The 22,576-nt window shown below is 43.9% G+C and carries 31 protein-coding genes and 1 pseudogene; 14 read left to right on the top strand and 18 right to left on the bottom strand.

Features of this window, described 5'->3' with window-relative positions:
• Positions 1–149: 149 nt before the first annotated feature.
• Both B2U10_RS08205 and B2U10_RS08200 read left to right on the top strand, forming a co-directional pair.
• Positions 150–356: a helix-turn-helix transcriptional regulator gene (locus B2U10_RS08205; RefSeq protein ID WP_035407684.1), complete on the top strand. Its 207-nt coding sequence runs from the start codon at positions 150–152 to the stop codon at positions 354–356.
• The gene (locus B2U10_RS08200; RefSeq protein ID WP_290786690.1) at positions 353–1,051 is read left to right on the top strand and encodes a DUF3169 family protein; all 699 of its coding nucleotides are present in this window, start codon (positions 353–355) and stop codon (positions 1,049–1,051) included. Before B2U10_RS08205 ends, B2U10_RS08200 begins: the two co-directional genes overlap by 4 nt.
• Before the next feature lie 44 nt (positions 1,052–1,095).
• Here the strand turns inward: B2U10_RS08200 and B2U10_RS08195 are convergent, their stop codons facing one another.
• A complete protein-coding gene (locus tag B2U10_RS08195; RefSeq protein WP_023468457.1) occupies positions 1,096–1,245 on the bottom strand; it encodes a hypothetical protein in 150 nt (49 codons plus the stop codon).
• A 289-nt stretch (positions 1,246–1,534) separates the two neighbouring features.
• Between B2U10_RS08195 and B2U10_RS08185 the strand changes: the two genes are divergently transcribed.
• Entirely contained in the window at positions 1,535–2,398 is an 864-nt protein-coding gene (locus B2U10_RS08185) for an NAD-dependent epimerase/dehydratase family protein (protein WP_290786688.1), read from the top strand.
• Positions 2,399–2,446: 48 nt separating this feature from the next.
• Here B2U10_RS08185 and B2U10_RS08180 read toward each other — a convergent pair whose 3' ends face one another.
• The gene (locus B2U10_RS08180; RefSeq protein ID WP_290786686.1) at positions 2,447–3,445 is read right to left on the bottom strand and encodes a phosphotransferase; all 999 of its coding nucleotides are present in this window, start codon (positions 3,443–3,445) and stop codon (positions 2,447–2,449) included.
• Positions 3,446–3,522: 77 nt separating this feature from the next.
• Between B2U10_RS08180 and B2U10_RS08175 the strand changes: the two genes are divergently transcribed.
• Complete coding sequence (locus tag B2U10_RS08175) at positions 3,523–3,924, top strand: VOC family protein (protein WP_290758764.1); 402 nt, start codon at positions 3,523–3,525, stop codon at positions 3,922–3,924.
• Positions 3,925–3,933: 9 nt separating this feature from the next.
• Positions 3,934–4,257 carry a YnfA family protein gene (locus B2U10_RS08170; protein ID WP_414655316.1) on the top strand — a complete coding sequence of 108 codons (324 nt, stop codon included), beginning with the start codon at positions 3,934–3,936 and terminating at the stop codon, positions 4,255–4,257.
• Positions 4,258–4,353: 96 nt separating this feature from the next.
• Here the strand turns inward: B2U10_RS08170 and B2U10_RS08165 are convergent, their stop codons facing one another.
• The 9 genes from B2U10_RS08165 to B2U10_RS15550 all read right to left on the bottom strand — a co-directional run bounded on the left by B2U10_RS08165 (position 4,354) and on the right by B2U10_RS15550 (position 10,655).
• Positions 4,354–5,805, bottom strand: a complete 1,452-nt coding sequence (locus B2U10_RS08165; RefSeq protein WP_214854095.1) for a 6-phospho-beta-glucosidase — start codon at positions 5,803–5,805, stop codon at positions 4,354–4,356.
• Positions 5,806–5,819: 14 nt separating this feature from the next.
• Positions 5,820–7,658 (bottom strand): beta-glucoside-specific PTS transporter subunit IIABC, encoded by a 1,839-nt coding sequence (locus tag B2U10_RS08160; RefSeq protein ID WP_290786681.1) that lies wholly within the window; start codon positions 7,656–7,658, stop codon positions 5,820–5,822.
• A gap of 166 nt (positions 7,659–7,824) precedes the next feature.
• Positions 7,825–8,667 carry a BglG family transcription antiterminator LicT gene (licT, locus tag B2U10_RS08155; protein WP_290773905.1) on the bottom strand — a complete coding sequence of 281 codons (843 nt, stop codon included), beginning with the start codon at positions 8,665–8,667 and terminating at the stop codon, positions 7,825–7,827.
• Between the two features lie 175 nt (positions 8,668–8,842).
• Positions 8,843–9,142: a hypothetical protein gene (locus tag B2U10_RS08150; RefSeq protein WP_290786678.1), complete on the bottom strand. Its 300-nt coding sequence runs from the start codon at positions 9,140–9,142 to the stop codon at positions 8,843–8,845.
• 50 nt (positions 9,143–9,192) lie between these two features.
• The gene (locus B2U10_RS08145; protein WP_290773911.1) at positions 9,193–9,408 is read right to left on the bottom strand and encodes a helix-turn-helix transcriptional regulator; all 216 of its coding nucleotides are present in this window, start codon (positions 9,406–9,408) and stop codon (positions 9,193–9,195) included.
• Between the two features lie 63 nt (positions 9,409–9,471).
• Positions 9,472–9,624: a hypothetical protein gene (locus tag B2U10_RS08140; RefSeq protein ID WP_290786676.1), complete on the bottom strand. Its 153-nt coding sequence runs from the start codon at positions 9,622–9,624 to the stop codon at positions 9,472–9,474.
• A 3-nt stretch (positions 9,625–9,627) separates the two neighbouring features.
• Positions 9,628–9,813: a GNAT family N-acetyltransferase gene (locus B2U10_RS08135; protein WP_290786674.1), complete on the bottom strand. Its 186-nt coding sequence runs from the start codon at positions 9,811–9,813 to the stop codon at positions 9,628–9,630.
• Positions 9,814–9,893: 80 nt separating this feature from the next.
• Positions 9,894–10,286: a DUF3147 family protein gene (locus B2U10_RS08130; protein WP_290786672.1), complete on the bottom strand. Its 393-nt coding sequence runs from the start codon at positions 10,284–10,286 to the stop codon at positions 9,894–9,896.
• Between the two features lie 147 nt (positions 10,287–10,433).
• Positions 10,434–10,655 (bottom strand): MarR family transcriptional regulator, encoded by a 222-nt coding sequence (locus tag B2U10_RS15550; protein WP_414655315.1) that lies wholly within the window; start codon positions 10,653–10,655, stop codon positions 10,434–10,436.
• Positions 10,656–10,745: 90 nt separating this feature from the next.
• Between B2U10_RS15550 and B2U10_RS08125 the strand changes: the two genes are divergently transcribed.
• Complete coding sequence (locus B2U10_RS08125) at positions 10,746–11,102, top strand: hypothetical protein (RefSeq protein WP_290786670.1); 357 nt, start codon at positions 10,746–10,748, stop codon at positions 11,100–11,102.
• A 12-nt stretch (positions 11,103–11,114) separates the two neighbouring features.
• The gene (locus B2U10_RS08120; RefSeq protein WP_290786668.1) at positions 11,115–11,882 is read left to right on the top strand and encodes a nucleotidyltransferase domain-containing protein; all 768 of its coding nucleotides are present in this window, start codon (positions 11,115–11,117) and stop codon (positions 11,880–11,882) included.
• Here the strand turns inward: B2U10_RS08120 and B2U10_RS08115 are convergent.
• Positions 11,871–12,555: pseudogene (locus tag B2U10_RS08115) on the bottom strand (SAM-dependent methyltransferase). The gene B2U10_RS08120 and the pseudogene B2U10_RS08115 overlap by 12 nt on opposite strands.
• Before the next feature lie 210 nt (positions 12,556–12,765).
• On the opposite strand from B2U10_RS08115, the gene B2U10_RS08110 reads away from it, so the two are divergent.
• Positions 12,766–13,401: a homing endonuclease associated repeat-containing protein gene (locus tag B2U10_RS08110; RefSeq protein WP_290786665.1), complete on the top strand. Its 636-nt coding sequence runs from the start codon at positions 12,766–12,768 to the stop codon at positions 13,399–13,401.
• A 48-nt stretch (positions 13,402–13,449) separates the two neighbouring features.
• On the opposite strand, the gene B2U10_RS08105 is transcribed toward B2U10_RS08110, so the two are convergent.
• Genes B2U10_RS08105 through B2U10_RS08095 form a run of 3 tightly spaced genes read right to left on the bottom strand, consistent with a single transcriptional unit; the run spans position 13,450 to position 14,722 of the window.
• A complete protein-coding gene (locus B2U10_RS08105; RefSeq protein ID WP_056061751.1) occupies positions 13,450–13,860 on the bottom strand; it encodes a DUF4362 domain-containing protein in 411 nt (136 codons plus the stop codon).
• A gap of 18 nt (positions 13,861–13,878) precedes the next feature.
• Positions 13,879–14,385, bottom strand: coding sequence for an SRPBCC family protein (locus tag B2U10_RS08100; protein WP_056061754.1), 507 nt, complete (start codon positions 14,383–14,385; stop codon positions 13,879–13,881).
• On the bottom strand, positions 14,357–14,722 hold the full coding sequence (locus B2U10_RS08095; protein WP_056061757.1) for an ArsR/SmtB family transcription factor: 366 nt from the start codon (positions 14,720–14,722) through the stop codon (positions 14,357–14,359). The genes B2U10_RS08100 and B2U10_RS08095 overlap by 29 nt, the downstream gene beginning before the upstream one ends.
• 136 nt (positions 14,723–14,858) lie before the next feature.
• On the opposite strand from B2U10_RS08095, the gene B2U10_RS08090 reads away from it, so the two are divergent.
• On the top strand, positions 14,859–15,713 hold the full coding sequence (locus B2U10_RS08090; RefSeq protein ID WP_290786663.1) for a LysR family transcriptional regulator: 855 nt from the start codon (positions 14,859–14,861) through the stop codon (positions 15,711–15,713).
• On the opposite strand, the gene B2U10_RS08085 is transcribed toward B2U10_RS08090, so the two are convergent.
• On the bottom strand, positions 15,701–16,327 hold the full coding sequence (locus B2U10_RS08085; protein WP_290786662.1) for a hypothetical protein: 627 nt from the start codon (positions 16,325–16,327) through the stop codon (positions 15,701–15,703). The two genes, B2U10_RS08090 and B2U10_RS08085, sit on opposite strands and share 13 nt — an antisense overlap.
• Positions 16,328–16,445: 118 nt before the next feature.
• On the opposite strand from B2U10_RS08085, the gene B2U10_RS08080 reads away from it, so the two are divergent.
• Both B2U10_RS08080 and B2U10_RS08075 read left to right on the top strand, forming a co-directional pair.
• A complete protein-coding gene (locus tag B2U10_RS08080; protein WP_290750812.1) occupies positions 16,446–17,213 on the top strand; it encodes an SDR family NAD(P)-dependent oxidoreductase in 768 nt (255 codons plus the stop codon).
• A gap of 62 nt (positions 17,214–17,275) precedes the next feature.
• On the top strand, positions 17,276–18,073 hold the full coding sequence (locus B2U10_RS08075; protein WP_290786661.1) for an SDR family NAD(P)-dependent oxidoreductase: 798 nt from the start codon (positions 17,276–17,278) through the stop codon (positions 18,071–18,073).
• Positions 18,074–18,109: 36 nt separating this feature from the next.
• Here the strand turns inward: B2U10_RS08075 and B2U10_RS08070 are convergent, their stop codons facing one another.
• Complete coding sequence (locus B2U10_RS08070; protein WP_290786659.1) at positions 18,110–19,357, bottom strand: polysaccharide deacetylase family protein; 1,248 nt, start codon at positions 19,355–19,357, stop codon at positions 18,110–18,112.
• Positions 19,358–19,551: 194 nt separating this feature from the next.
• Between B2U10_RS08070 and B2U10_RS08065 the strand changes: the two genes are divergently transcribed.
• Both B2U10_RS08065 and B2U10_RS08060 read left to right on the top strand, forming a co-directional pair.
• Complete coding sequence (locus B2U10_RS08065) at positions 19,552–20,967, top strand: NAD-dependent succinate-semialdehyde dehydrogenase (RefSeq protein WP_290786657.1); 1,416 nt, start codon at positions 19,552–19,554, stop codon at positions 20,965–20,967.
• 157 nt (positions 20,968–21,124) lie between these two features.
• Entirely contained in the window at positions 21,125–21,580 is a 456-nt protein-coding gene (locus B2U10_RS08060; protein WP_290773946.1) for an NUDIX hydrolase, read from the top strand.
• A gap of 11 nt (positions 21,581–21,591) precedes the next feature.
• Here B2U10_RS08060 and B2U10_RS08055 read toward each other — a convergent pair whose 3' ends face one another.
• The gene (locus B2U10_RS08055; protein ID WP_035407609.1) at positions 21,592–22,011 is read right to left on the bottom strand and encodes a carboxymuconolactone decarboxylase family protein; all 420 of its coding nucleotides are present in this window, start codon (positions 22,009–22,011) and stop codon (positions 21,592–21,594) included.
• Between the two features lie 119 nt (positions 22,012–22,130).
• Between B2U10_RS08055 and B2U10_RS08050 the strand changes: the two genes are divergently transcribed.
• The gene (locus B2U10_RS08050; RefSeq protein ID WP_290786654.1) at positions 22,131–22,562 is read left to right on the top strand and encodes an Lrp/AsnC family transcriptional regulator; all 432 of its coding nucleotides are present in this window, start codon (positions 22,131–22,133) and stop codon (positions 22,560–22,562) included.
• Positions 22,563–22,576 lie beyond the last annotated feature (14 nt).

Genomic DNA, 22,576 nt, shown 5'->3' with positions numbered 1-22,576 from the left:
CACATCTCCTTTCGACTTATTCTAGTATACAATTTATCCCATCGATATGATTGATTTACATATTAATGACCATCATATTATCTTTTTTGACTATTATCGTTGTCAAAAAGACTATGATAAGTTACATTATATAGGAGGTGAATCCCTATATGAAATCCCGCTTAAAAGAATTACGTGCTCGTCACGGATGGAATCAGTCTGAACTGGCGCGGCGTGCAAACATTTCACGCCAGACAATCAGCTTAATCGAGCGTGAAGAATTCATGCCTTCGCTATTGATTGCTGTCAAAATTTCTCGTGTGTTTGATACGCCGTTAGAAGAAATTTTTTATTTTGATGAGGAGGAATTAATATGAAAAAAGAAGCAATCAAAGTCATCATCGCAGCACTGCTCGGTTTCATTAGTAGCTATATCGTCATGTCTGTCTTCAAACATACCAGCTTGTCAAAGTTTGAACTATCGCTCTATCTTAATTACATATTCACTGGTCTTTTCGTTATCTTGACGGTTCTTACCCTCAGTTATATCATGCGCTATTTGCAAATTCGTCAATTGACTCGACGTCCTGTTTCTTCAGACGACGAGGATGCGATTGACGGTCAAGTGAATCGATACTATGCGGATGGCATGATGATGGTTCAGGTTTCTACTCTTCTCAGCATCGGTCTCGCATCTTTTAGCATCATCGAAAATCATTTCGGACTTCATTTATTACTAAGTGGTCTCTTTTTCATCATCAGTAGTTTTGCATCCTATTATTATCTTAATCTTATGCGTCACATCTACCCAAACCGTGATTTCCCAAAGTACTCGGAAACAAACTATGTCAAAAAGCTATTTGCCGCCTCAGATGACGGAGAACGACACGTCATGTTAGAGGGGCTCATCCGTTCACAGTCTTCGTTGCAACTCCTATTGATGGGTGTCATCGTCGTATTGGTCATTTATTCGTATGAAACCGGACAGTCTCAGATCTTCGCAATCAGTTTATTGATTATCGCCTTGATTTGGAGCAACGCGAAATATTTCCTTTATGTACGCAATCGCTAAAAAGGAGCATACAGTCAATCGACCGGATGCTCCTTGACATGCCTTCAAAAATCACGATGATTTTGCTGCTGATGGACGTCGTGCTGGTTCAGCGTATACTCCTGATCATCGAGCGAACGATGTTTCGACTGACTGCGCGCTGAAATGAACCAGACGACTCCACCGACGGCGAGAAAAATAGCAATGAAGATCATAGACACCTTCCTTTAGATTCCTTTTTTACTTTATTCTTTCAACACCCTTAATTTTCCTTTACGATAAGGTAGAAGATAAAAATATATAGGGAGCGATAGGATGTTTGGTAAAGAACCGACATGCATTCATTGTGGCAAAACGATCGAAGGAAACGAAAAGGTTTTATATCCAGATGCGTTATCCAAAACATCGCGGGATGACGGAAGTAAAAGCTTACTTAAAAAGCGAAGGTCGTTTCATTTGTGAGAAATGTTTCGCTGAAAAGACGGAGTCAAAGGAGTAAGCATCATGAACTTAAACGAGAGTACGATTTTGATTACAGGGATGACCGGGACGCTTGGCTCACGTGTCGCGCGACGTTTTCTTAAAGAAGCGTGTGAAGTTCGAGGACTCTATCGTTCTCAGGAACAGGCGGATCACTATTCAACAAATGACGTTATTCCAATCATCGGCGAGCTCGGTAATCCGGCTTCGCTTGTTGCAGCACTTCAAGGCGTCGATCTCTTGATCCACTGTGCTGCCTACCTTGGGGATGACCCCGACTTAGCGGAAGAAGCAAACGTCACAGGTGTGAAACATCTCGCCGATGCTGCAACAAATGCTTGTGTCAAGCGCATCATACATATCTCGACGACTTCCGTTTACGGAGAAGTCGTGAGTGGACATTTTTCGGAAACGTCACCGCTCCTACCGTCAGAGCACGTCTACATTCATACAAAGCAGTTATCGGAACGCCTGTTACAGGAATATACACCCGATTCCGATTTAATCATCCTCCGACCTGGTTCTATTTGTGCCGAGAAACAATCCTACTGGGGGGATCGACAAGTCGAGCGGATGAAAGTGGCAGATCTCATTACTTGGGTACACCCGGAAGACGTCGTTCCGTGGATCCATGCGGATAACCTAGTCGAGATGATTGTTCTTGCTGCAACAAATGCGCAAGATGGGGACATCTTTAATGCGATTGATGTTAATCTGCCAGAAACAGATTTCCGCATGAAATTGATTGAAGCAAGTGGTAAACAAATTCAAGCACCAGATCGTCCAGCGGAACAAGCGACATTTTCGAATGACCGGATCAAGCAACTCGGGTATGTTTCGTTTCGTACTCCTGAATCAACCGTTGAACATCTAGTCAAATCATTTTAATAACGAAAGAGGCATCGAATCGAATGATTCAATGCCTCTTTCTGATTATCACCTTGCCAATATCCCCTTAATCCAGAGATTCCGGTCGTGAACCTGTAGTTCTTTTATCGTTAAAAGGACCTGCTCTGTTCCGAGCGTTCGTTCCGCTTCAGGAACACTGCGTTTCCCGAGTGAACGATCCAGATTGAACTTCAGCCAATCCAACTTTCCTTGGACACTGATATCGATGACATGAAGCCAGTCGACATCAGGCAAACGTTGATTTATCGTATAACCAGCAAGAACTGCGTTAAATCGATCACGATCAAACGTATCGTCTTTACGTTTTGACCAATAACAGGCGGTTTCAAATACGTCGACGGCTCGATGAATCAATCCTGCAGACTCCCAGTCGATCAAGACCGGACCATTCGTTGTCCAGAGAACATTTTTCGGATCAAGATCACGATGGCTGACGATCCAGTCTTCAGGTAGTTGCAGTTTTGCTTCCAGTGCTAATCGTTCCAGTCGTTGCAGTTGTTCCTGCTCTTCGACTAGCAACTGTAGCCAGTCTGATTGCTGTCGCTTTCCTTCTTCTAGGTAATCGTTCCAATCGATTGGCATACTGGAGGTATCCGGCTGTGAAAAACCAGTCGTCGCCACGGAAAGACCATGTAACCTTCCTAGTTGAACTCCGATTTGTCGTGCATGTGCCGGTCGAATTTGATCGGCTGATAACGTCTCGCCATCGACCCAATCAAACAAAAGGAAATCAGAACCATTAATCGTCTGTACCACTTGATCGTTGACGCGACGTGCTGGTAATGCTGCTAAGTAAAGAGATGCTTGCATCGCAACGTCTTCTGACATTTTAAAGTTGTTTCGTGCTTCAGAGCGTCGCATGATTTCCGGATTCAATCGTTTTAAGACATAGAATCCTGTTGTTGTCTGTAGTCGCCACGACTCATGCAGAAGACCACCCGTCAATCGGACAGGTTCGCTGATCGTTTGCCCTAACGAAAAACGTTCACACATCAAATTTATGGCATGTTGCATCGTATTCTCCATTTCTATTACTCCAACTGATTCGCGAAATGCTACACTAGTTCTGCATGATTTCATTGAACACGAAGGAAGGTTTTAGTATGAAACAAATTCATCACATCTGCATTCAGACGACAGATTACGTCGCATCCAAACAATTTTATGAACAGCTCGGGTTCACGCTCGTTCAGGAATCGCCTGGTTTTCATGATCGCGACTTTAACAGCTGGTTACGACTCGGTGATTTCTATATCGAGTTACAGACACCCAAATCCGGTCAACCGTTCACCGATTACACGAAACAAGCAGCGGGTCCTGTTCATTTCGCCCTCTATGTTGACGACTTGCAAGAGGAAGTAACACGACTGGAACAACTCGGGATGCCTTTTTTACCAAAACACGGTGGCAACATCTATTTCGTCGTCGATGGACATCTGAGTAAATTAAAAGCACCGGAAGGAACGATCATCGAATTGCGTGATACGTTTGCGATCGAGGGTTGAATCGTGATCATGTCGGCTTTCATTTTCTTTATTGCTGGTTTAAGTGAGATTGGTGGCGGATATCTGATTTGGCTATGGCTAAGAGTGGGACGACCTTCGTACTTCGGTCTGATTGGTGGATTGATCCTGATTTTATATGGCATCATTGCTACGTTTCAGCAATTTCCAACATTCAGTCGCGTCTATGCAGCTTATGGTGGTGTATTCATCGTCATGTCCGTATTTTGGGGCTGGATCGTAGATCGTAAATCACCAGATACCTATGACATAATTGGTACCTTAATCTGTTTAATCGGTGTCAGCGTCATGCTGTTTGCTCCACGCCACGGTTAAAGTAACATAACTTCTTACTACATATCATTAATAATAGCTAAATAGCTAACGACGCGTATCTTAGAAGTACTCAGGTACACATCGTTAGCTATACTTTTATTTAATTTTAATATGTTTTTGATCTTCTATACAGGCACCATTAGATGCAATTACTTTTTTATACCAATCAAAGGACGCCTTCTTCCGTCTACTATTCGTTCCGCTACCATCATCATGACGATCTACATAAATATAGCCATACCGTTTTGCATATTCACCGGAAGACGCACTGACGAGATCGATACATCCCCAACTCGTATAACCGATGAGTTCTACTCCGTCTTGTATCGATTCGTACATTGCTCGAATATGATCTGTTAAATAAGAAATCCGATAGTCATCTTGAATGTTTCCTTCTCCATCCAATTCATCAAATGCACCTAAGCCATTTTCGACGATGAATAAGGGAAGTTGATAACGGTCGTATAGCTGATTTGCCGTTAGACGGAGTCCTTTCGGATCAATCGTCCATCCCCATTCTGATTGATTCAAATATGGATTTTTGACAGTCGGGAACACATTCCCCGCCGTCATTTTATCCAGTATTTCTGGATCAGTACTGATACAGCGACTCGAATAATAGCTAAAACCAATAAAGTCCACTGTGTGGTTGCGTAATAGTTCAATATCACCTTGTTCCATCTGAATTTCAATACCAGCCTCTTTCAATTGTCTTAATGCATAACCCGGATAGGCACCGCGAGCTTGTACATCAATGAAGAAGAAATTCTCACGATCACGTTCCATTGCTTTTTCGACGTCATCTGGATTACAGGTATAAGGATACGTCATGGCTGCTGCCAACATACACCCTACTTGAAGATTCGGATTGATCGTATGAGCAATTTCCACGGCACGCGCACTCGCTACCAATTGATGATGTGCCGCTTGATACTGAATCTGTTGTCGATTCTCTCCTTCTGCGAATACTAATCCAGCTCCCATGTAAGGAAGATGGAACAACATATTTATTTCATTGAAAGTCATCCAATAACGTACTTTCGAATGATAACGGGATACGATCGCCTCAACATATCGTTCGAAGAATGTGACCATTTTTCGATTACGCCAACTTCCATAATGCTCTACTAAATGAACGGGTACATCAAAGTGTGCCATTGTAACGACTGGCTCAATTCCATATTTTAATAATTCATCGAACACCTCATCGTAAAACTTCAATCCTTGTTCATTTGGTTGTTCTTCATCACCCTTTGGGAAGATACGTGCCCATGAAATCGATAAACGAAGCGCTTTAAAACCCATTTCAGCGAATAGAGCGATATCCTCCTTATAACGATGATAAAAATCAATCGCCTCATGGGATGGATAAATTAATTCTGGAAGGGGCTCATAATGCGATAATTCTCCCTTCATAACGGCTCTTCGAGTTGAACCACTAGGAATTAAATCAACGGAAGATAATCCTTTCCCATCGGATAAATAGGCACCTTCTGCTTGATTGGCCGCAATAGCGCCACCCCATAAAAAGTTTTTTGGAAATTGCATCGTCTCATCCTTTCTTATGCAAAAGCAGGTTTATTGTATTCACTTACTGAAATTTGATCTTGATCAATCGTAATTTGTCGTTCTTCTGATAAATTCGTGAAAATCACAGGTGTGATGATGTCATATCCTTCCGCTTGAATCGATTCAATATCAAAAGTGATTAATACATCTCCTGGTTCGATTTTCTGGTCTTGTGCGACGTGTAATTCAAAGTGAGTTCCATCTAAGCGTACCGTATCAATCCCAACATGAATGAGGATTTCCATCCCATTCTCTGATCGAATACCAATCGCATGCTTGCTTGCAAATATAGCAGTTACTTGACCTGATACTGGGGCGATTACTTTTCCTTCAGTTGGAACGACTGCGAAACCTTGTCCCATCGCTCCACTCGCAAATACACTATCAGAAACTTTTTCGAGAGAAACGATTTGACCTGAAACTGGGCTTGGAATCGTCATATCTGTTGATGCACGAACATTTTTTTCTGCTTCTTTTTCAATCGGATCATCTTCAAATCCAAGGATGTATGTTAAGACCATCGATAAAAAGAATGAGACACCGACACCAATTAACAACCCGTAAAATGCTGTCATACTATCGCCAATGAAGACGGGTAACGTCAATAATCCCGGAGGACCAGAAGCTACTGCTACACTTCCAAAATGCCCTACGATCCCTCCCCCCACTGCTGCACTAATGACAGCCGCAATGAAAGGACGCTTTAAGCGTAAAGTGACTCCATATACGGCAGGTTCTGTAATACCGAATAACGCGGTAATTCCCGTAGAACCTGCTAATGTTTTTAACTTTTTATTTTTTGAACGAAGCATGACACCGAATGATGCTCCTGCCTGTGCAAAAATTGCTGGAGCTGTTGCCGGTTTGATGTAATCATATCCTTTAGTGGCAATGTTATTGATGAAAATCGGAACGACTCCCCAGTGAATACCGAAAATGACGAGGACTTGCCATACACCAGCAATGAACGCCCCTGCTAAAATTGGGTTAAATGCTAATACCTTTAGAATGAAGGCAGCAATCAAGTCGCCTGACGTGACACCGATTGGTCCAAACACGATTAACGTTAATGGAACGATTGTAATGAGAGCAATCAAAGGTGTAACAAAATTTTTAACACTCTCATGGACATGTCGATTGAAGAATTTTTCAACATAACTCATAACCCAAACGGCAAGAATGATTGGAATGACCGTAGATGTATATGACATCATCGTCACGGGTATACCGAAGAATGTCGTCGTGACTGCATCCGTCTTCAGTTGAATGATTGTTGGATAGATTAAAGCACCCGCTACTGTCATGGCAACAAATTGATTGGCACCAAACTTCCGCGCTGATGTAACCGCTAACAAAATAGGTAAAAAGTAAAAGAGACTATCCGCTGTAGCATTTAAGATGATATACGTTGTTTCAGTAGGAATTAACCAACCTGCATTCGTCGCAATCGCAAGTAAACCCTTTAAGATACCAGCTCCCGCCATGACACCAAGCAATGGCGTAAAAATACTTGAAATAATATCGATTGCTCGACCAAAAATGTTTCCTTTTTCATTTGTCTTACTAGTTTCTGTCGACTCCTCCATCAGCTTTGTTTGTTTTCCAATTGCTTGATATACCTCAGGTACTGTATTTCCGACAACGACCTGAAACTGCCCTCCGCTCTCTTTTACAGCAATGACACCTTCTAGTTTTTCAAGTTTTAATTTATCAGCCTTTGCTTTGTCTTTAAGTACGAAACGTAGTCGAGTCGCGCAATGAACAAGTGAACTAACGTTTTGTTCGCCTCCGACAGATTCAATGATTTTTTTTGCTAATTGATCGTATTTCATAAGACACCTCCATAGTTGATAGACACAAAAAGAAACCTAGGTGAAACAAGACGTATTTTCATGAAATACGTTACTTGTTCTCATCTAGGTTTCGCCTGCTTGACCAGTAACAATCCCAATAAATATATATTTAATAAACAAATAATAACATTTTTACTTTTATATGTCAACTACTCTTTTTTTCTTTAATTAATCTTGTGATATGAACCGTTAGGTATAATTTTTCTTCATCCGTCAACCGATAATCATATTTTGTCTGAATAAAGGAAGAAATTTTTTCAGTACAAATATAGGACTTGGGATATTGCATTTTCACTAGATCAAAAAGCGCACTCTCATCTCCTTCATATTCGGTTCGCGTCACGAGTCGTTGTGCAAAAAATTTGAGATGAGTAACAAAACGATGATAGGCGAGAGTATTCTCATCCCACTCCAGTGCAAAGTGGTATTTTACGAGATTCAATACTTCTTGAATGACTTTTGTCATTGAAACGATATTCGGCATCTCTTCGTTTAATTCAGCATTCACTATATGAAGTGCAATATAGGCTGCTTCGTCTTCAGGTAATTTAATATTGAATTTTTCTTCAACCAATTTAAGCGCTTGCAAACCTACATTAAACTCATCTTGGTATAAACGCTTAATCTCCCAAAGCAATACATTTTTGATCTCTAAACCTTTTTCATGACGTTCTAATGCAAAATGCAAATGGTCGGCAAGAGCGATGTAGACAAGTTCATTGAGTTTTTTTCCAAGCGTCAATTTAGCAATCGTTACGATATCATCAGTCAAGACGATGATTTCTTCAGGAATTTCTTGAAGTAATAATTTAAATCGTTCATGATTACCTGCATCATCGAGATAAAAGACTTTTTCTACATCTGAGGCTAATATCGTCTGTCCTGAATTCCGCTTAAATCCGATTCCCTTCCCCATGACGACTCGCTCACGCCCTACTTCGTCAAATACACTAATAACATTGTTGTTAAAAATTTGGTGAATGATCATCGGTGACCTCCTTTCAAATCAGGAAAAATAGAAAAACCCAAATCAAACGTCACTCACGGTTTCAGTGACGCTGATTTGGGTTTCGCCTGCTTGACCAGTAACAATCCCTATTCCATTACATTCTATACCATTGTTGATAACGGTTACAAGTATCATTTTATAAACATTCAGTTCTTCATATCTTTCGATTCACGTACAACAATGTAATTGGGAAGAGTAAGATATGTCCTCCTAATGCCAATAACACCGCAAATTGAATGTCTTGAATAATCGACAGATTGACGAGTACTAAAATCAAGTAAAGATAACCAATACTAATTATATAGGCGATGTGTCCACTACGCGTCTTCACCTCTCTTTGTCGCTCGTCGTATGGTTCGTTTGCTGAGAAACTCATGCTTGTGATAAATGATGTGATACCTGCTAAAATCAGTACGATGCCAATCGTTTTTATTTCTGGAATTTCCTTCGTCATGTATATACCTATTACGATTAGAGCAATTTCAAACAATGTATTTAATCGTTTCATTTTACTCCCCCTTCGCTCGTTCGTCTCGGTGTAAAGATGTCTTCGATTCGTTGCTCAAACAAATCAGCCAGTGCAAAAGCGAGGTCAAGTGACGGATTATACCGCTCTTTTTCGATGGAAATGACCGTCTGACGCGATACGTTCAATCGTTTTGCCAGTTCGCCTTGCGACCAACCTCGTCCCTCGCGCATCTTCTTGACCTGATTTTTCATAGTTCCACCTCACTTATTCCACTATATGTAAATAACGCACCACCTGTCAAGTTTCCTTTACACCTACTTCAAACGCTCCCACATGATATACCGATCGTCGCTCCCAATCTGAATCAATTCCGCTTTTTCAAGCACCCTGATCGATGCTTGATTCGTCAAATCCGTCTTTGCGAGTACAGCCTTCACTTCGGTTTGGTCGAACACCCAATCAATCAAGGCTCAGACGGCTACCGTCGCAAAACCTCGATTGAGAAACGCTGGTAACAAACCATAACCGATTTCGACTGCTTGTCGCGAGTCTGGTTTCCTTTTGAATCCAATATCTCCGACTACCTGCCCGTCTTTTGTCATGACGAGCCAACTTCCCCAGTACAGCATCAATGGATCTGACGCGAGTAACGTCAAGTGATGCTGTACTTCAGGTCCGTTCTCGTATTGCTATTGTTGTAAACGCGTTACGTCTGTCGCTGTGCATGGATAAATCGTCAATCGTTCTGTTTGAAGGGTTTCCATCGCTTTCTCTCCTTTTCCGTTACGTCTGCCACCACTGTTGTAGATAACGTTGAACATACCAACAGACGATAAAAAAACTCGTTGCACCAACTATACTGAAAAACACAGGAATCCCTAAGCGAATGAGCCAATACAAGACAGCTAGCAATAAAAAATGTCGCCGGTAACCCGAGTAATACACTCTTTAAAAATGTACTGAGCTCGGTCCGTTCACTTCCTTGTTTGACGAGCCAGGCGAAACTGATCAGACCAACGACCGGCAACGCGGACAATACGCCACCTAGTGACGGTGAACGACGGGCAACTTCGGTAACGAGACCGATGACCACTGCGCTTGACAATACCTTAACGAGAAAAGCAATCATCTGCAGCCTCCCGCAATAATCGAAACGCCTGTTCAATTGTCTGTTAGTCTGTTTTTGACATCGTAGCAAGCACTCGATTCAACCGTTCAGGATCAAGTTCTGTGTGACGCCGAACGATGGTATCTCCATCATTTGTTAAATCGATCGTTACTTGACGTTGCTCTTCCGGATTCCGTTTTTTTCGATATAACCTAATTTCTCCAACTTCTTGACGTGCTCGGACGTCGTATTATGTGAGAGGCGAAATGCCTCGGCAATCTCCTTGATCGTCGGATTCGTCGCAAATTGAATTTGTTGGAGAATACGTACACTCTGGTGAGATAGGTTTTCTTTGAACCGTGACTGTAGTCGGTTGTAAATTTTTTTCAAAATCAGATGAAATCATGATGCTCCCCCTTATATCGCATAACCCGAATATATCGAAATTACGATATATAACTAGAGAAAGAGGTGTGTTTCATGAAAAAAGTTTTAGCTACTACAATGTTAATTGTTCTTTGTCTCAGTGGATGCCAGGAAGAGACGACGATTACAACGACAGACCTCATCGCGGCTGAAGCCATCGAACAAAATCAAGATGTGGTCCGCTTAAATGACCGTGTTTATCGACTGGATCAATTAGTAACTGCCTCGGATCTCTCCTTAACACCTGGTCCACGTATCAAAAAAATGCGATCCGAAACGACACTCAAGGACGGCATGGCGAATCGACTTAAGAGCGGTACGGTCATCTATCAAGAAAAAGATGATACGATGTTTTTATATGTGCAGCGAAACAAGACCTGGTATCGCTATCAATCAATTCCTGAAGGATGAGGAGGAAAACAGATGCAGTATCCAACGACATTTGGCACGAAAAATGGCTACATCCACAATCCAACTTCCGCTGAAGCAATTCCTGTCCGTTATCGTACCGTGATTCGCGACGTCGTCGCCTATGTACAAACCTTATCCGCATTTCATGGCGTGTACTTGTATGGCAGCGTTGCAAAAGGAACGGCTCGTCCCTTTGAATCCGATCTCGATTTTACACTGATTTTGACAGAACCGTTGACGGAAGAAGAACACATGCAGTTAGATGAACGGACAGAACATTGGCTGACGAACTATCCATTTGTCACCAAAATCGATTATGACATCGGTCTGCTTGGCGACGTCATACGGGATGACGAAGCACTTCGCTGGGGCGTCTGGTTGAAGTCCGTCAACTTATTTTTGGCAGGCGAAAATCTCCAAAGTCGATTTCCGTCTCTTCGTCCGACATGCGCTCTTGGTTTCGCGTTAAACGGTGGGTTATGCGAACAGTTGAAAACTGATTTATTTCTCCTAGAAACAGGTCAGGTCGCTCTGCTTGATTCGGATTCAATCGTGAAACGGATTGTTCGGAGCGCCTATCACCTCATCTTAGAGAAAGATCAAAGCTTCGTGCATGACCTAGAGACACTCCGACCGATCCTGTTTCATTATTTTCCTGACGAACCGCGCTTTTTGTCACTGTTCGCCGCTTACGATACGCAACAAATCGTCTCTCTGGAAGATGTCCGTTATTTTATTGATTGGTTCTCAACTCGGATGTCGGACGAGTCAATTCTTTAATCGAAACAAACCGGTCCACAGTCCAGCATGATCAAATAATGCCTCTGGATTGTCGACGGGTTTCATTTCCGTTAGTTCGATGATGTCGAATGCATCGAATATGGAGAGTAATCGCTCTTTCGTATAGCCAAGTCCACCTTGGAGACTATTTTCCTGATAGACTTCCCAGTCCGTCAACGTCGCCCCGCCAAGCGGTCCGCCCGCAATAAAACAGGTCAGCCCAAAATATCCTCCTGGTCGTAGCATCTCTTTCAGTCGCGTCACGTAGATCAAACGGCGATGTGGCGCCATATGGTGAAAACAGCCTGAATCGTAAATGAAATCATATGTATTCTGTTCTGTCGTCTCTAGAAAATCTTGCTTTCGAAACGCAACATGCGCTCTAGTCTGTTGTGCTTGTTCCGTTGCCCATTCTAACGCGGTTGCTGAAAGATCCAGTCCTGTCACCGAGAAATCGTGTGTTGCGAGATAGATCGCATTTCGCCCCGGTCCTGTTCCGAGATCTAGAACGTCATCTGGCGAGATCCAACCCTGTTCGACATAGCGAACTAAGTTCTCATCAGGAATATTCTTAAAAAAACGGGACCGGTTTCTTCCGATCTTCATAAAACTTGTCCCAAAACGGTCCTGGTTCACGCAGTCGCGCATCGAGCATCTTTAAAATATCCTCCATCGTATCAATCGTCTAAATTTCTGTCCTTGATCAGTCACCCCTCTTTTCTTCTATAATAAAATATTCGTATATCACCTCTGATTCCCCTGTATTTCCTGGATGAGAATGCGCTATTTTTCTTACCTTACGATATTGTTAGTATGTTCTCGAAATCGCTCATGCTACACTAGCCTTTAATTGAAACAACCATTCAAAAGGGAGATATCTTGCATGCGTCAACATCCGACTTCCACTTCTACCTTAGCAACGGATGAGAAGATCATCCGCTTGATTCAAGGTCTTCATCAAATGCACCATTCACCTATGAAAGCTACCCATTATCAAAAGTTAGCGGCTCAACTTCCTTACCCATCACTTGAAGAAATCAATGCACGATTCGGCTCGTGGGCACACCTTTTAGAGAAAGCTGGCATCGTCAAGGCTTCTCACTTATCGACCAAAGACCGGATGACGTTGAATCGCCCGGCTGCGGTCAAACGAACGAAACGGTGGTCAATCGAAGAAAGCGTCGCCTTTTATGTCGCACAAAAAGGAACGAACATGACGATTCGCTCCTACACGGAATTACGGGATTTACATCCAGAGATGTTAAGTGCGAATACGATCATTCGTCGGTTCGGTACGTGGAAAAAAGCCTTAGCACACTTCGACCTCACCTCGAACGGTTTCTTCACTGACCAAGACTGCCTAGAAGCACTTAAACAAGCTGCAGTAACTCATGGACCGCTATTGACGAGTCAGCAGTATGCTAAGTGGGCACGTGCGCACCAAGCACCTTCACTGACTTTATTGATTGAACGTTTTTCAAGTTGGCGTGAAGCTTTGCGTCGTCTTGATAGCGAATGAAAAGGATCGTGCCCGCTGATCATTTCGACGGGACACGATCCTTTTTGATTATTGTTTTGGTAATCGTAGCAATTCATGATCCGTTCCTTCAGCGCATTTACTTAACGTATAGATTGCCTCTTGCTTCACGATCGTTTTATCGAGTTGCTGACAGACTTCATTCTTTCGATCGTCGTCTGTTGAACCGAACTGATCACGTGATGCATCAGACGAATACTGATACGTCTTGCCGTCATACTCGACGTCATACACAATCGGATCTCCCTCGGTCGTGTAGGCTGTGATGCGAATCTGATCTGATTTTCCTTGCTTCGACTTATTCAAAAAAGACTCGAATCGGTCGCTGTTCTCAACACCTTTCTGGACGATTATGTCGCCGTTCTCCTTTGCCTCTTCCATCGTGTATTTTCCGCAACCTACTAAGAATAGGATACATAAAGCCAAACCGATCTTCCGCACCAAAACATCGACTCCTTCTTACTGTTTCGTCAATAGGTGATCTAGGCGATACAGTTGCGACGTGAAACCTTCCTTCATTCCCATCCCCAGCACTTCTTGCACAGCTGCTTCCGTTTCGTAGGTCGATTCAAAGACAATCAAGGTCGTTTCTCCATGGTCAATGAATGTCGTGACATTTTCACTACCTGGTAAATTTTCAGAGATAGCTCCTGACGCGTCGGAGAAGTAATCGGCATGACTATAGGTGTTCGGGGCATCGATATGTCTAAAAATTGCTTTCCCCCACGACTCCATGCCATAAAAATCACCTTGTGTTGGATCGACACACCGCATGCAATAATGCCAAACGCCGTCCGGTTGAAATTCGAACGTTTTGATTGTCGTCTCCCAGCCTTCTGGTCCCCACCAGGCTTCGAGTTGCTCTTTTTCCGTGAATGCGGCAAAGACGATTTCTCGCGGTGCCTCACAAACCCATTCCATTCGTAGCACCTTACCATCAATCGATGTCTTCAGTTCCTTTTTCATTCGTCTCGTCTCCCTTCGCGGATGATTGCATCCGCTGCAAATGTTCATCTAGACGATACATGCGTGCTTCCATCTGAGCCATTGTGTTACTCCACGTGACAAGTTCTCGAAAAGCTTCTGGACGAAGGCTATACAAGCGACGATTCGCCTGCCGCTCGACAGTGATTAGTTCTGCGTCAAGCAACAGCTTTAAGTGCTTCGAGGTTTGCGGTTGGCGTAAGTGTAGTTGATCGGCTAACTCATTGACGGAGCGAGGACCTTTTCGTAATGCTTCGATGAGTTGTAATCGTATTGGGTCGCCGAGTGCTGAAAATCGTGCGGACATCTGCTCGTTCATATCCGTTCACCTCTTTATTTTATATATTCCCAATTCAGAATATTCCAAACCAAGAATATAAAAAGTGCAAAATGATTGTCAGACGCGTTCAAATAACGTACGTTCTAGACAACCTGTATGAAAAGAGCGTGAACCAATGAAGACCGAATGGATGGAAGCATTTCTCGTCACTGCAGAAACCGGAAGCCTGACGAAAGCAAGCGAAGTACTGCATATGACGCAACCGGCATTAAGTAAACAAATCAAGAGTCTTGAGAGTGCGCTCGAAGTCTCGCTGTTGCATCGATCAGCACATGGTGTCACGTTGACGCATGCAGGCGAAATCGTCTTTGAAGAGAGCCGTGAACTCCTTGACCGGATTGATCAAATGAAACAGCGGATTGGTACGATCGATGAACGGACGACGCTGACGCTCGGATCATGGCCGAGCGTCGCGATGACGTATTTACCGCGTCATGTCTCACGTCACGCGACGGCCCCGGATCTCAAGTTGAAGACGGCGCATACGACGATCGATTTGATGCAAGGGCTTGAAGAACGCCGATACGATGCTGTTTTACTCGACGATCGTCATCATATCCATCCGTATCATACGACGCATTTATATACGGAGATTTTTTTGCTTTACGTGCATCAAGACGATGAACGATTTATAGGCTGCACGTCAGTTGCGTTTGATCAAATTCGAAATGCCTCTTTTTTATCGCTCCCGATTGATTGCGATTCGACGAACATCCTAAAAGACGCGTTCATCGAACGAGGTGCCGTCTATCAGGCAGAAAACGAGATGGAATTCGGATCGAGCGTCCTCGGTTTCATTCGCGCCGGGCTCGGCATCGCCCTGTTACCGGAGATTTTTCAAGACGGACTATCCCCTGAAATCAAGACGTTACCGGTTGATGGGTTTGATGTCGTCCGCAAATTGTCACTCGTCTCACGAGACGCCTCCCATCATGCCATCCTGCTTGATTTACTCGGTCAGTCGCGTTGAAGATGCACTTGTAGTTCATTCCTTAGATCATCGACCTGATCTTGCGAAATCGCCGAGTCCGGTGTCTCACCGTACCGGACGAGATGATAGATCGATGGATCGAGCGTGACATCAATCCGCTGTAACCATTCGCCGACCGTCTCTTCGGAGCGGCGGCGTTTTTGTCGTGTCAGTTTTCGATCGAACGTTTGTAACAGACGGCGAATCTCTGACTCTGATTCTTCACCAACAAGTGTTTGTCGTATCGAACGATTCTGTGTAAACACTGGCGGCGGCTCCATTAAATCGTCGATTACATTCTCTCGTCTGCGTCGTTTTCGTAAACGCTTCAAGAAGTAGCGTACACTGAAGAGGACAATCAGTAGTATGACAAGACCGACGACACCGTAAAAGGTAACAACTCCTAATGCATCCTTATCCGCAAATCCCTCGCTTCGTACATCTATCTTTTGTTTGGTCGGTTTACCTTCTTCTCCTCCTCCATTAACTATAATTTGGGCTTGAGAAGTTGCCGGATCATAAAAGAAATAACGGTAGACTTCCGTTCCGACCAATTGAATAGCTAAAAGACTCACGAGTGCTATACATAATGTCATAACTAAACCACGCTTCATCTCATCCCTCCTTTTCAATATTTTACCATTATCATTTCGAAATGCATTGATTTTTCTTTCTTTTCAGTCTATTTTTCATTAGAGTAAGGAGTGACTCTCAATAAAAGGACGTGACATCATGTATCTTCCTAGTTTTTCGTTAACGAATCAAACATTTCTCATCACCGGAGCTGGGCGAGGCATTGGACGGGCACTTGCTATCGGGATGGCAGAAGCTGGTGCCGACATCATTCTCGTCGCCCGGACGGAACGCGACTTAAAGGAGACAGCGCAAGAAATCGAACGACTCGGTCGAACGGCTTACATATTCCCGTGCGACATCACTGACCGGAAACAAGTCGTCGAGACGGTAGCTCGAGCTTATGAACAAGTACCGCAGATTGATGGACTCGTCAACAATGCCGGAATGAACATTCGCTCGAAGGCACTCGATGTAACAGAAGACGAGTGGGAAACGATTCAACAGACGAATCTGAAATCCGCCTTCTTCTTTGCTCAAGAAATCGGGAAACGAATGCAAGAGACAGGTGGAAGTATTCTGAACATCGCCTCCGTCGCGGGGCACGTCGCTTTACGGACCGGTGTCGTGTATGCGACGACGAAGGCGGCGATGATTCAGATGACGAAAGTACTGGCGCTTGAATGGGGACCACGAAACATTCGTGTCAACGCGATCGGACCGTGGTATTTTAAAACACCGCTGACGGAACCCTTACTAAAAGATCCTACATATCTGCAGGAGATCGTTGACGTGACACCACTCGGTCGGGTGGGTGAATTAGAAGAGCTCGTTGGTCCAGTTGTCTTCTTATCATCTGCCGCTGCCCGTTACGTGACGGGACAAACACTTTATGTTGATGGCGGGATGACGATTAAAGGATTTTAAAACAGAAGAAGACGGATGCGCATCTGCCCATCCGTCTTCTCATATCTGAAAGGAGTTTCATCATGCCAAAACGTATTGCACTCGTAGCTGGCGCCTCCCGTGGCGCCGGACGTGGCATCGCTTATGCTTTAGGTGACGCCGGAATGATTGTTTACGTCACGGGACGAAGTACGAATGAACAGACGACGGACAATCGTAGCGAGACGATCGAAGAGACGGCTGCTGGTGTCACGGCACGCGACGGACTTGGCATCCCGGTCGTTTGTGACCATACAAGTCTTGATGATATCGATCGTCTCATTCAGCAGATCCAACATCAACATGGTCGAATCGATCTCCTCGTCAATTGTGTATTCGGTGGTTCGGAAAGCCACTTGCCGTCTGGAACCGGACGACGGTTTTGGGAGCGACCACCAGAACATTGGGACGCGATGATGTCTGCCGGACCACAAGCGTATTTGTGGACGATTCGGGCTGCGATGCCATTACTGCAACAGAGTCCAGCCGCGCTCGTCATCAATCTGACGTCATTCGCTCCAGATCAGGTGGCAGGAAACCTCTATTATGATTTGGCGATGCAAACGATTAATCGAATGACACACGTCATGGCGCAGGAGTTAGATCAGACGACCATTTCTGTCATCGCACTCTGCCCCGGTTTCATGCGAACGGAACGGGTCGTCGATGCCGGTTTCGCGAGTGCCGCGACTGAATCGACGACCTATATCGGACGAGCCGTTGCAGCGCTGATGGCGGATGACGCCGTTAGCCGTTATTCTGGACAAGCCATCTTCGTTGCCGATCTCGCGAAGACGTATCACTTTACAGATCAGGACGGGACGCAGCCACTACCGTTTTAATTGCTTTACTCGATGGATTAACTAGTTTTCAATCACTCACTTCCGTTCCGGTCGCGCTGGATCAAAGACCTTTTTCGCATCAAAGAATGGATCGAGGACACTCGTCTTTCCAGCAACGGCTTGACGTAGACGAATCCCGTCAACGTTGATTCGGGCTTGACGGAAATAGTCGGGACCAACTTGTTTCCACGCATGTTGACTCGCATCCACATTAAAGAAATAGCGGAAACCGCTATCGATGAGCAAACGATATTTCTCACCAGAATAATCGTGCCAATCTCCGACATCACTGCCGTACGGATAAATCAATTGCGGCGTTTTTCCGATCAGCGGTGCTACGTCCTGTTTGTAGCGTTTAAGATCAGCGCGAATCGTCGTGACTGATTCTTTCCCGACCCAAATATGTCCGTACGTATGACTCGCGAACTGCCAGCCGTCCTGTTTTAATGCGACAGCGGCCTGCTTCGCTTGATTTCGTGCCGTTTCAACCTTTTCATTGTGTCCGTATTGATTGTAGGAGGAACGATAACCGAGCACCCCGTTGTAACCTGTGATGCCGAGCAACCCTTTTGCTCCTTTATAGGAAAAGTCAGGATGAGACTGGACGAACGCATCAACGAGCGGTACGAGATCATAAGCACCATCCGGCTTTCCGACCATCTCGTTGACGATTTTACCATCCTTCACTTTCAAATTCTTCGCAAATCCATCCCCTTCCATGTATTCATAATAATTGACGTCGTCCTGAGAAAGAACGAGCGGTTGTTTTCCTTTTGGTAAACGGACGGGTGTCTCGACGATCTTGCCGTTCATCTCTTTTGCTAAATCCGTCGGTCGAACGAGTACGTAATCGTTTTTGTATAACGCATCTAAGATTCGTTCGAACTCCTGTTGCGTTACCATATAATCATCGTATCCTGCTTCCTTCCGGTCGCCGTCAAATGCTCGTTTTGGATCGGCAATCAATGAATGGAAAAAGAGATGCGGCACAGGTTTCGTCACAGGCAGGAGCGCCTGCTTTTTCTGTTCGTATTCTTTCGTTCTTTGTATCGTCTCTTTTGTGCGTACAGGTTTTAATACCTTGATTGCTCGCTCATAATCGTACTGGGCAGCGTAACGCTCGGCACGCTGTATCGTCTTTTCTATGTATGCTTGCTGAGTAGCTTGCCTTTTTTGTTCAGTTTCTCGTGGTTTTTCAGACTTTTTCTCGGCGACTTCGCTTCCCCCACATCCACTTAGTAGTAAACTTAGCACCACACCGCTAATGATCCAGTTCCGTTTCATGACTTTCGACCCCTTTATCAATTTTGACATTTTCATTCCCCATTTATTGTAACTGTTCCCGATTATTCAGTCGATTAACTATTTTGTTGAGTCATTCCGTTTCGTTATGACGGTCCATCCAAAGCGGAACTTCCGCTCATTCGTTTTGAGGTGTTTAATGGAGGACGTAATGAAATTCACGGAGGTGCAACAAGATGATTGAAAAGAACTTAGTTAATGGTGAATGGTACGATAAGTCAGAAACGATTCCGGTCTATGACCCAGCAACGAAAGCATTGCTCGGACATGTTCCGGCCAGTTCAGCGGAAGACGCACAACGTTCCGTTGACGCAGCGAGCGAAGCATTCGTGAAGTGGTCAAACGAAACCGCAGACACACGTGCGAATTTAGTCGATGCCTGGTATCGCTTGATCAATGAACACCGCGAGGAACTCGCCCGAATCATGACGACGGAACAAGGGAAACCGTATGTCGAAGCGCTCGGTGAAGTCGATTACGGCAATCAATATGTTCGTTGGTACGCTGAAGAAGCACGTCGGATTTACGGTGAAACGATTCCGGCTTCCGTTCCAGGAAAGCGACTGTTCGTCGAAAAAGAACCGGTTGGTGTCGTTGCAGCAATCACACCGTGGAACTTCCCGGCAGCGATGATCACACGTAAACTCGCACCGGCTCTTGCAGCAGGTTGTACGATCGTCCTTAAACCATCGGAAGAGACACCGTTTACGGCACTTCGCCTCGTTGAACTAGCAGAAGAAGCAGGTATCCCTAAAGGTGTCATCAATGTCCTAACAGGTGACGCGGCAACAATCAGTGGTGTCTGGCAAGCCGATTCCCGTGTTCGCAAAATCACGTTCACAGGTTCAACAGCCGTTGGGAAATTGATCATGCGCCAAGCAGCCGATACGATGAAAAAACTATCACTTGAACTCGGTGGTCACGCACCCTTCATCGTCACGGAAAATGCGGATCTCGATAAAGCTGTCGAAGGGGCAATGCGTTCAAAATTCCGCAACGGTGGTCAAGCGTGTGTCGCGACGAACCGTTTCTATGTGCAAGCATCTGTCCTTGATGCATTCACGGAAAAATTCACAGCAGCCGTCAAACAACTACAAGTCGGGAACGGCATGGACGCTGACTCGACAGTTGGTCCATTGATCAATGCGAAAGCCGTTGCAAAAGTCAAAGCACACATCGATGACGCTGTCGCAAAAGGAGCAACGATTTTGACTGGTGGTACGATTGACGAATCGGTCGGCTACTTCGTCACACCGACCGTGCTTGCGAATGTCACGGAAGATATGCTTTGCATGCAGGAAGAGACGTTTGGTCCGCTCGCACCGATCTCTGTCTTTGAGACACTTGATGAAGTCATCGAACGGGCGAACAACACACCATACGGACTTGCGGCTTACGCGTTCTCTGAACGCATCGATGAAGCATTGATGCTCGGAAAACGACTCGAATACGGGATCGTTGGTCTGAACGATGGCGCACCATCTGCTGCACAAGCTCCATTTGGTGGCTATAAAGAGAGTGGTCTTGGCCGCGAAGGTGGCGTCTACGGCATCGAAGATTATCTCGAGGTCAAATACTTGTCACTCGGTTAATCGATTAAAAATTTCGCTTGAAACAAACGATCTTTGCTCATAGGTCACCCCTCATTTCTAAATCGAAATGAGGGGTTTTTGTACGGCTGATGCTTACATACTATTTTGTAAGGTATGATTGAATTCAAATGATTATACGAAAAGGAGTGATTAAACAATGGATGTCATCACATTCGGGCAGAGACAACAGAACCAACACTACATCACGAGACCTGCTGTTTATGCGGTCATGCGCGACCCTCAAACAGGTAAAATCGCCGTCATTCAAAAAAAGGACGGCAAGTTGTTTCTTCCGGGTGGAGGTATTGAAGCCAATGAGACGCCAGAAGAATGTTTAAAAAGAGAGGTACTTGAAGAAACGGGAATGGACGTCAATATCGGTGATTTCATCGGACGAGCCAATCAATATTTCTATTCACAAAATGAAACGACATATTATTTGAACGAAGGGCAGTTCTATCGTTGTGATGCTGGAGAGGAAGTACAAAGTCCAATCGAGGATGATCATGTCTTACAATGGATCGATCCGGCTGATGCAATCGATCATCTATTTCATGAACATCAAAGATGGACTGTTCAGAATGCACTAAAGAAAAAATATAAAAGTGTGTAAAAAAAGTAAAATCAGGGACTATCAATTGGCTGTAAATTCATGATTGCTCCGTAGTATTGAGATGCTGTACAAAACGTAATGAATGCACATAATTCACTGATTTCTGGAATAGTAAATGTTTCATTCATGAGTAAAAATATTGAATCAGGGATATTTCCTTTCACCTTTAAAAAAAGATCTGCAAATCCAGTTGCTAAAATCATTTTTTCATCCATCATTTTTTTCTTTGGCTTTCCTTTTGCCTTGCAATATGCACATCCATTTGATTGCGCTAATGTTCTTCTAACTTGTTCTTTCACATCCGAACTTAAGGCTCCCTCTTCAATCAAATCTTTTTCTAGCCTTGTCCAACTGGATAAGATTTTAGGATTATGACCTAGTAATTTTTGAAATGGTGTTTCTCCTATTTGGGATAAAGGTATTTTTGTCATTTTATTCACTCCTTCTACAATAATTTTATATAATGATTAAAAATTATCACATTTCATTTGAAACAAATATCGAACTAATACTTTATATCCAACAACTTATTTTGAAGGAGGATTTACATTTGAAAATCGATATGATTGATCGACAAATATTAAATGAACTGACTCAAGATAGTCGACTGTCGATGCGTTCATTAGCTAAACGAATTAATTTATCAGCTCCTTCCATAACAGAGCGTGTCCGACAAATGGAATCTTTTGGACTCATTAAAGAATACAGTTTAAAAATCGATTACGAAAAGCTAGGTTCTCCTATTGAATGTTTAGTAGAAGCAACCATTAAAGAAGGACGGTACGATTCATTTAAAAATCATATTCAGCAACTTACTAACGTTGACTTTTGTTATCGAATATCTGGTGATTCTTGCTTCATGCTAAAATTACATTTCCAAACGTTTCAAGAGGCAGAATTTTTTATAGAACAAATCCATCCTTATGCGCATACAGTTACTCGTTTTATTTTTTCAGAAGTTGGCACTCAAGTCGTGATATAAAAAAAGACAAGAAG

Source organism: Exiguobacterium sp. UBA7533 (assembly GCF_002479335.1).
Taxonomy (GTDB): Bacteria; Bacillota; Bacilli; order Exiguobacteriales; family Exiguobacteriaceae; genus Exiguobacterium_A.
The sequence above is the reverse complement of the archived record's forward strand: the minus strand, read 5'-3'. Positions and strand labels throughout refer to the sequence as shown.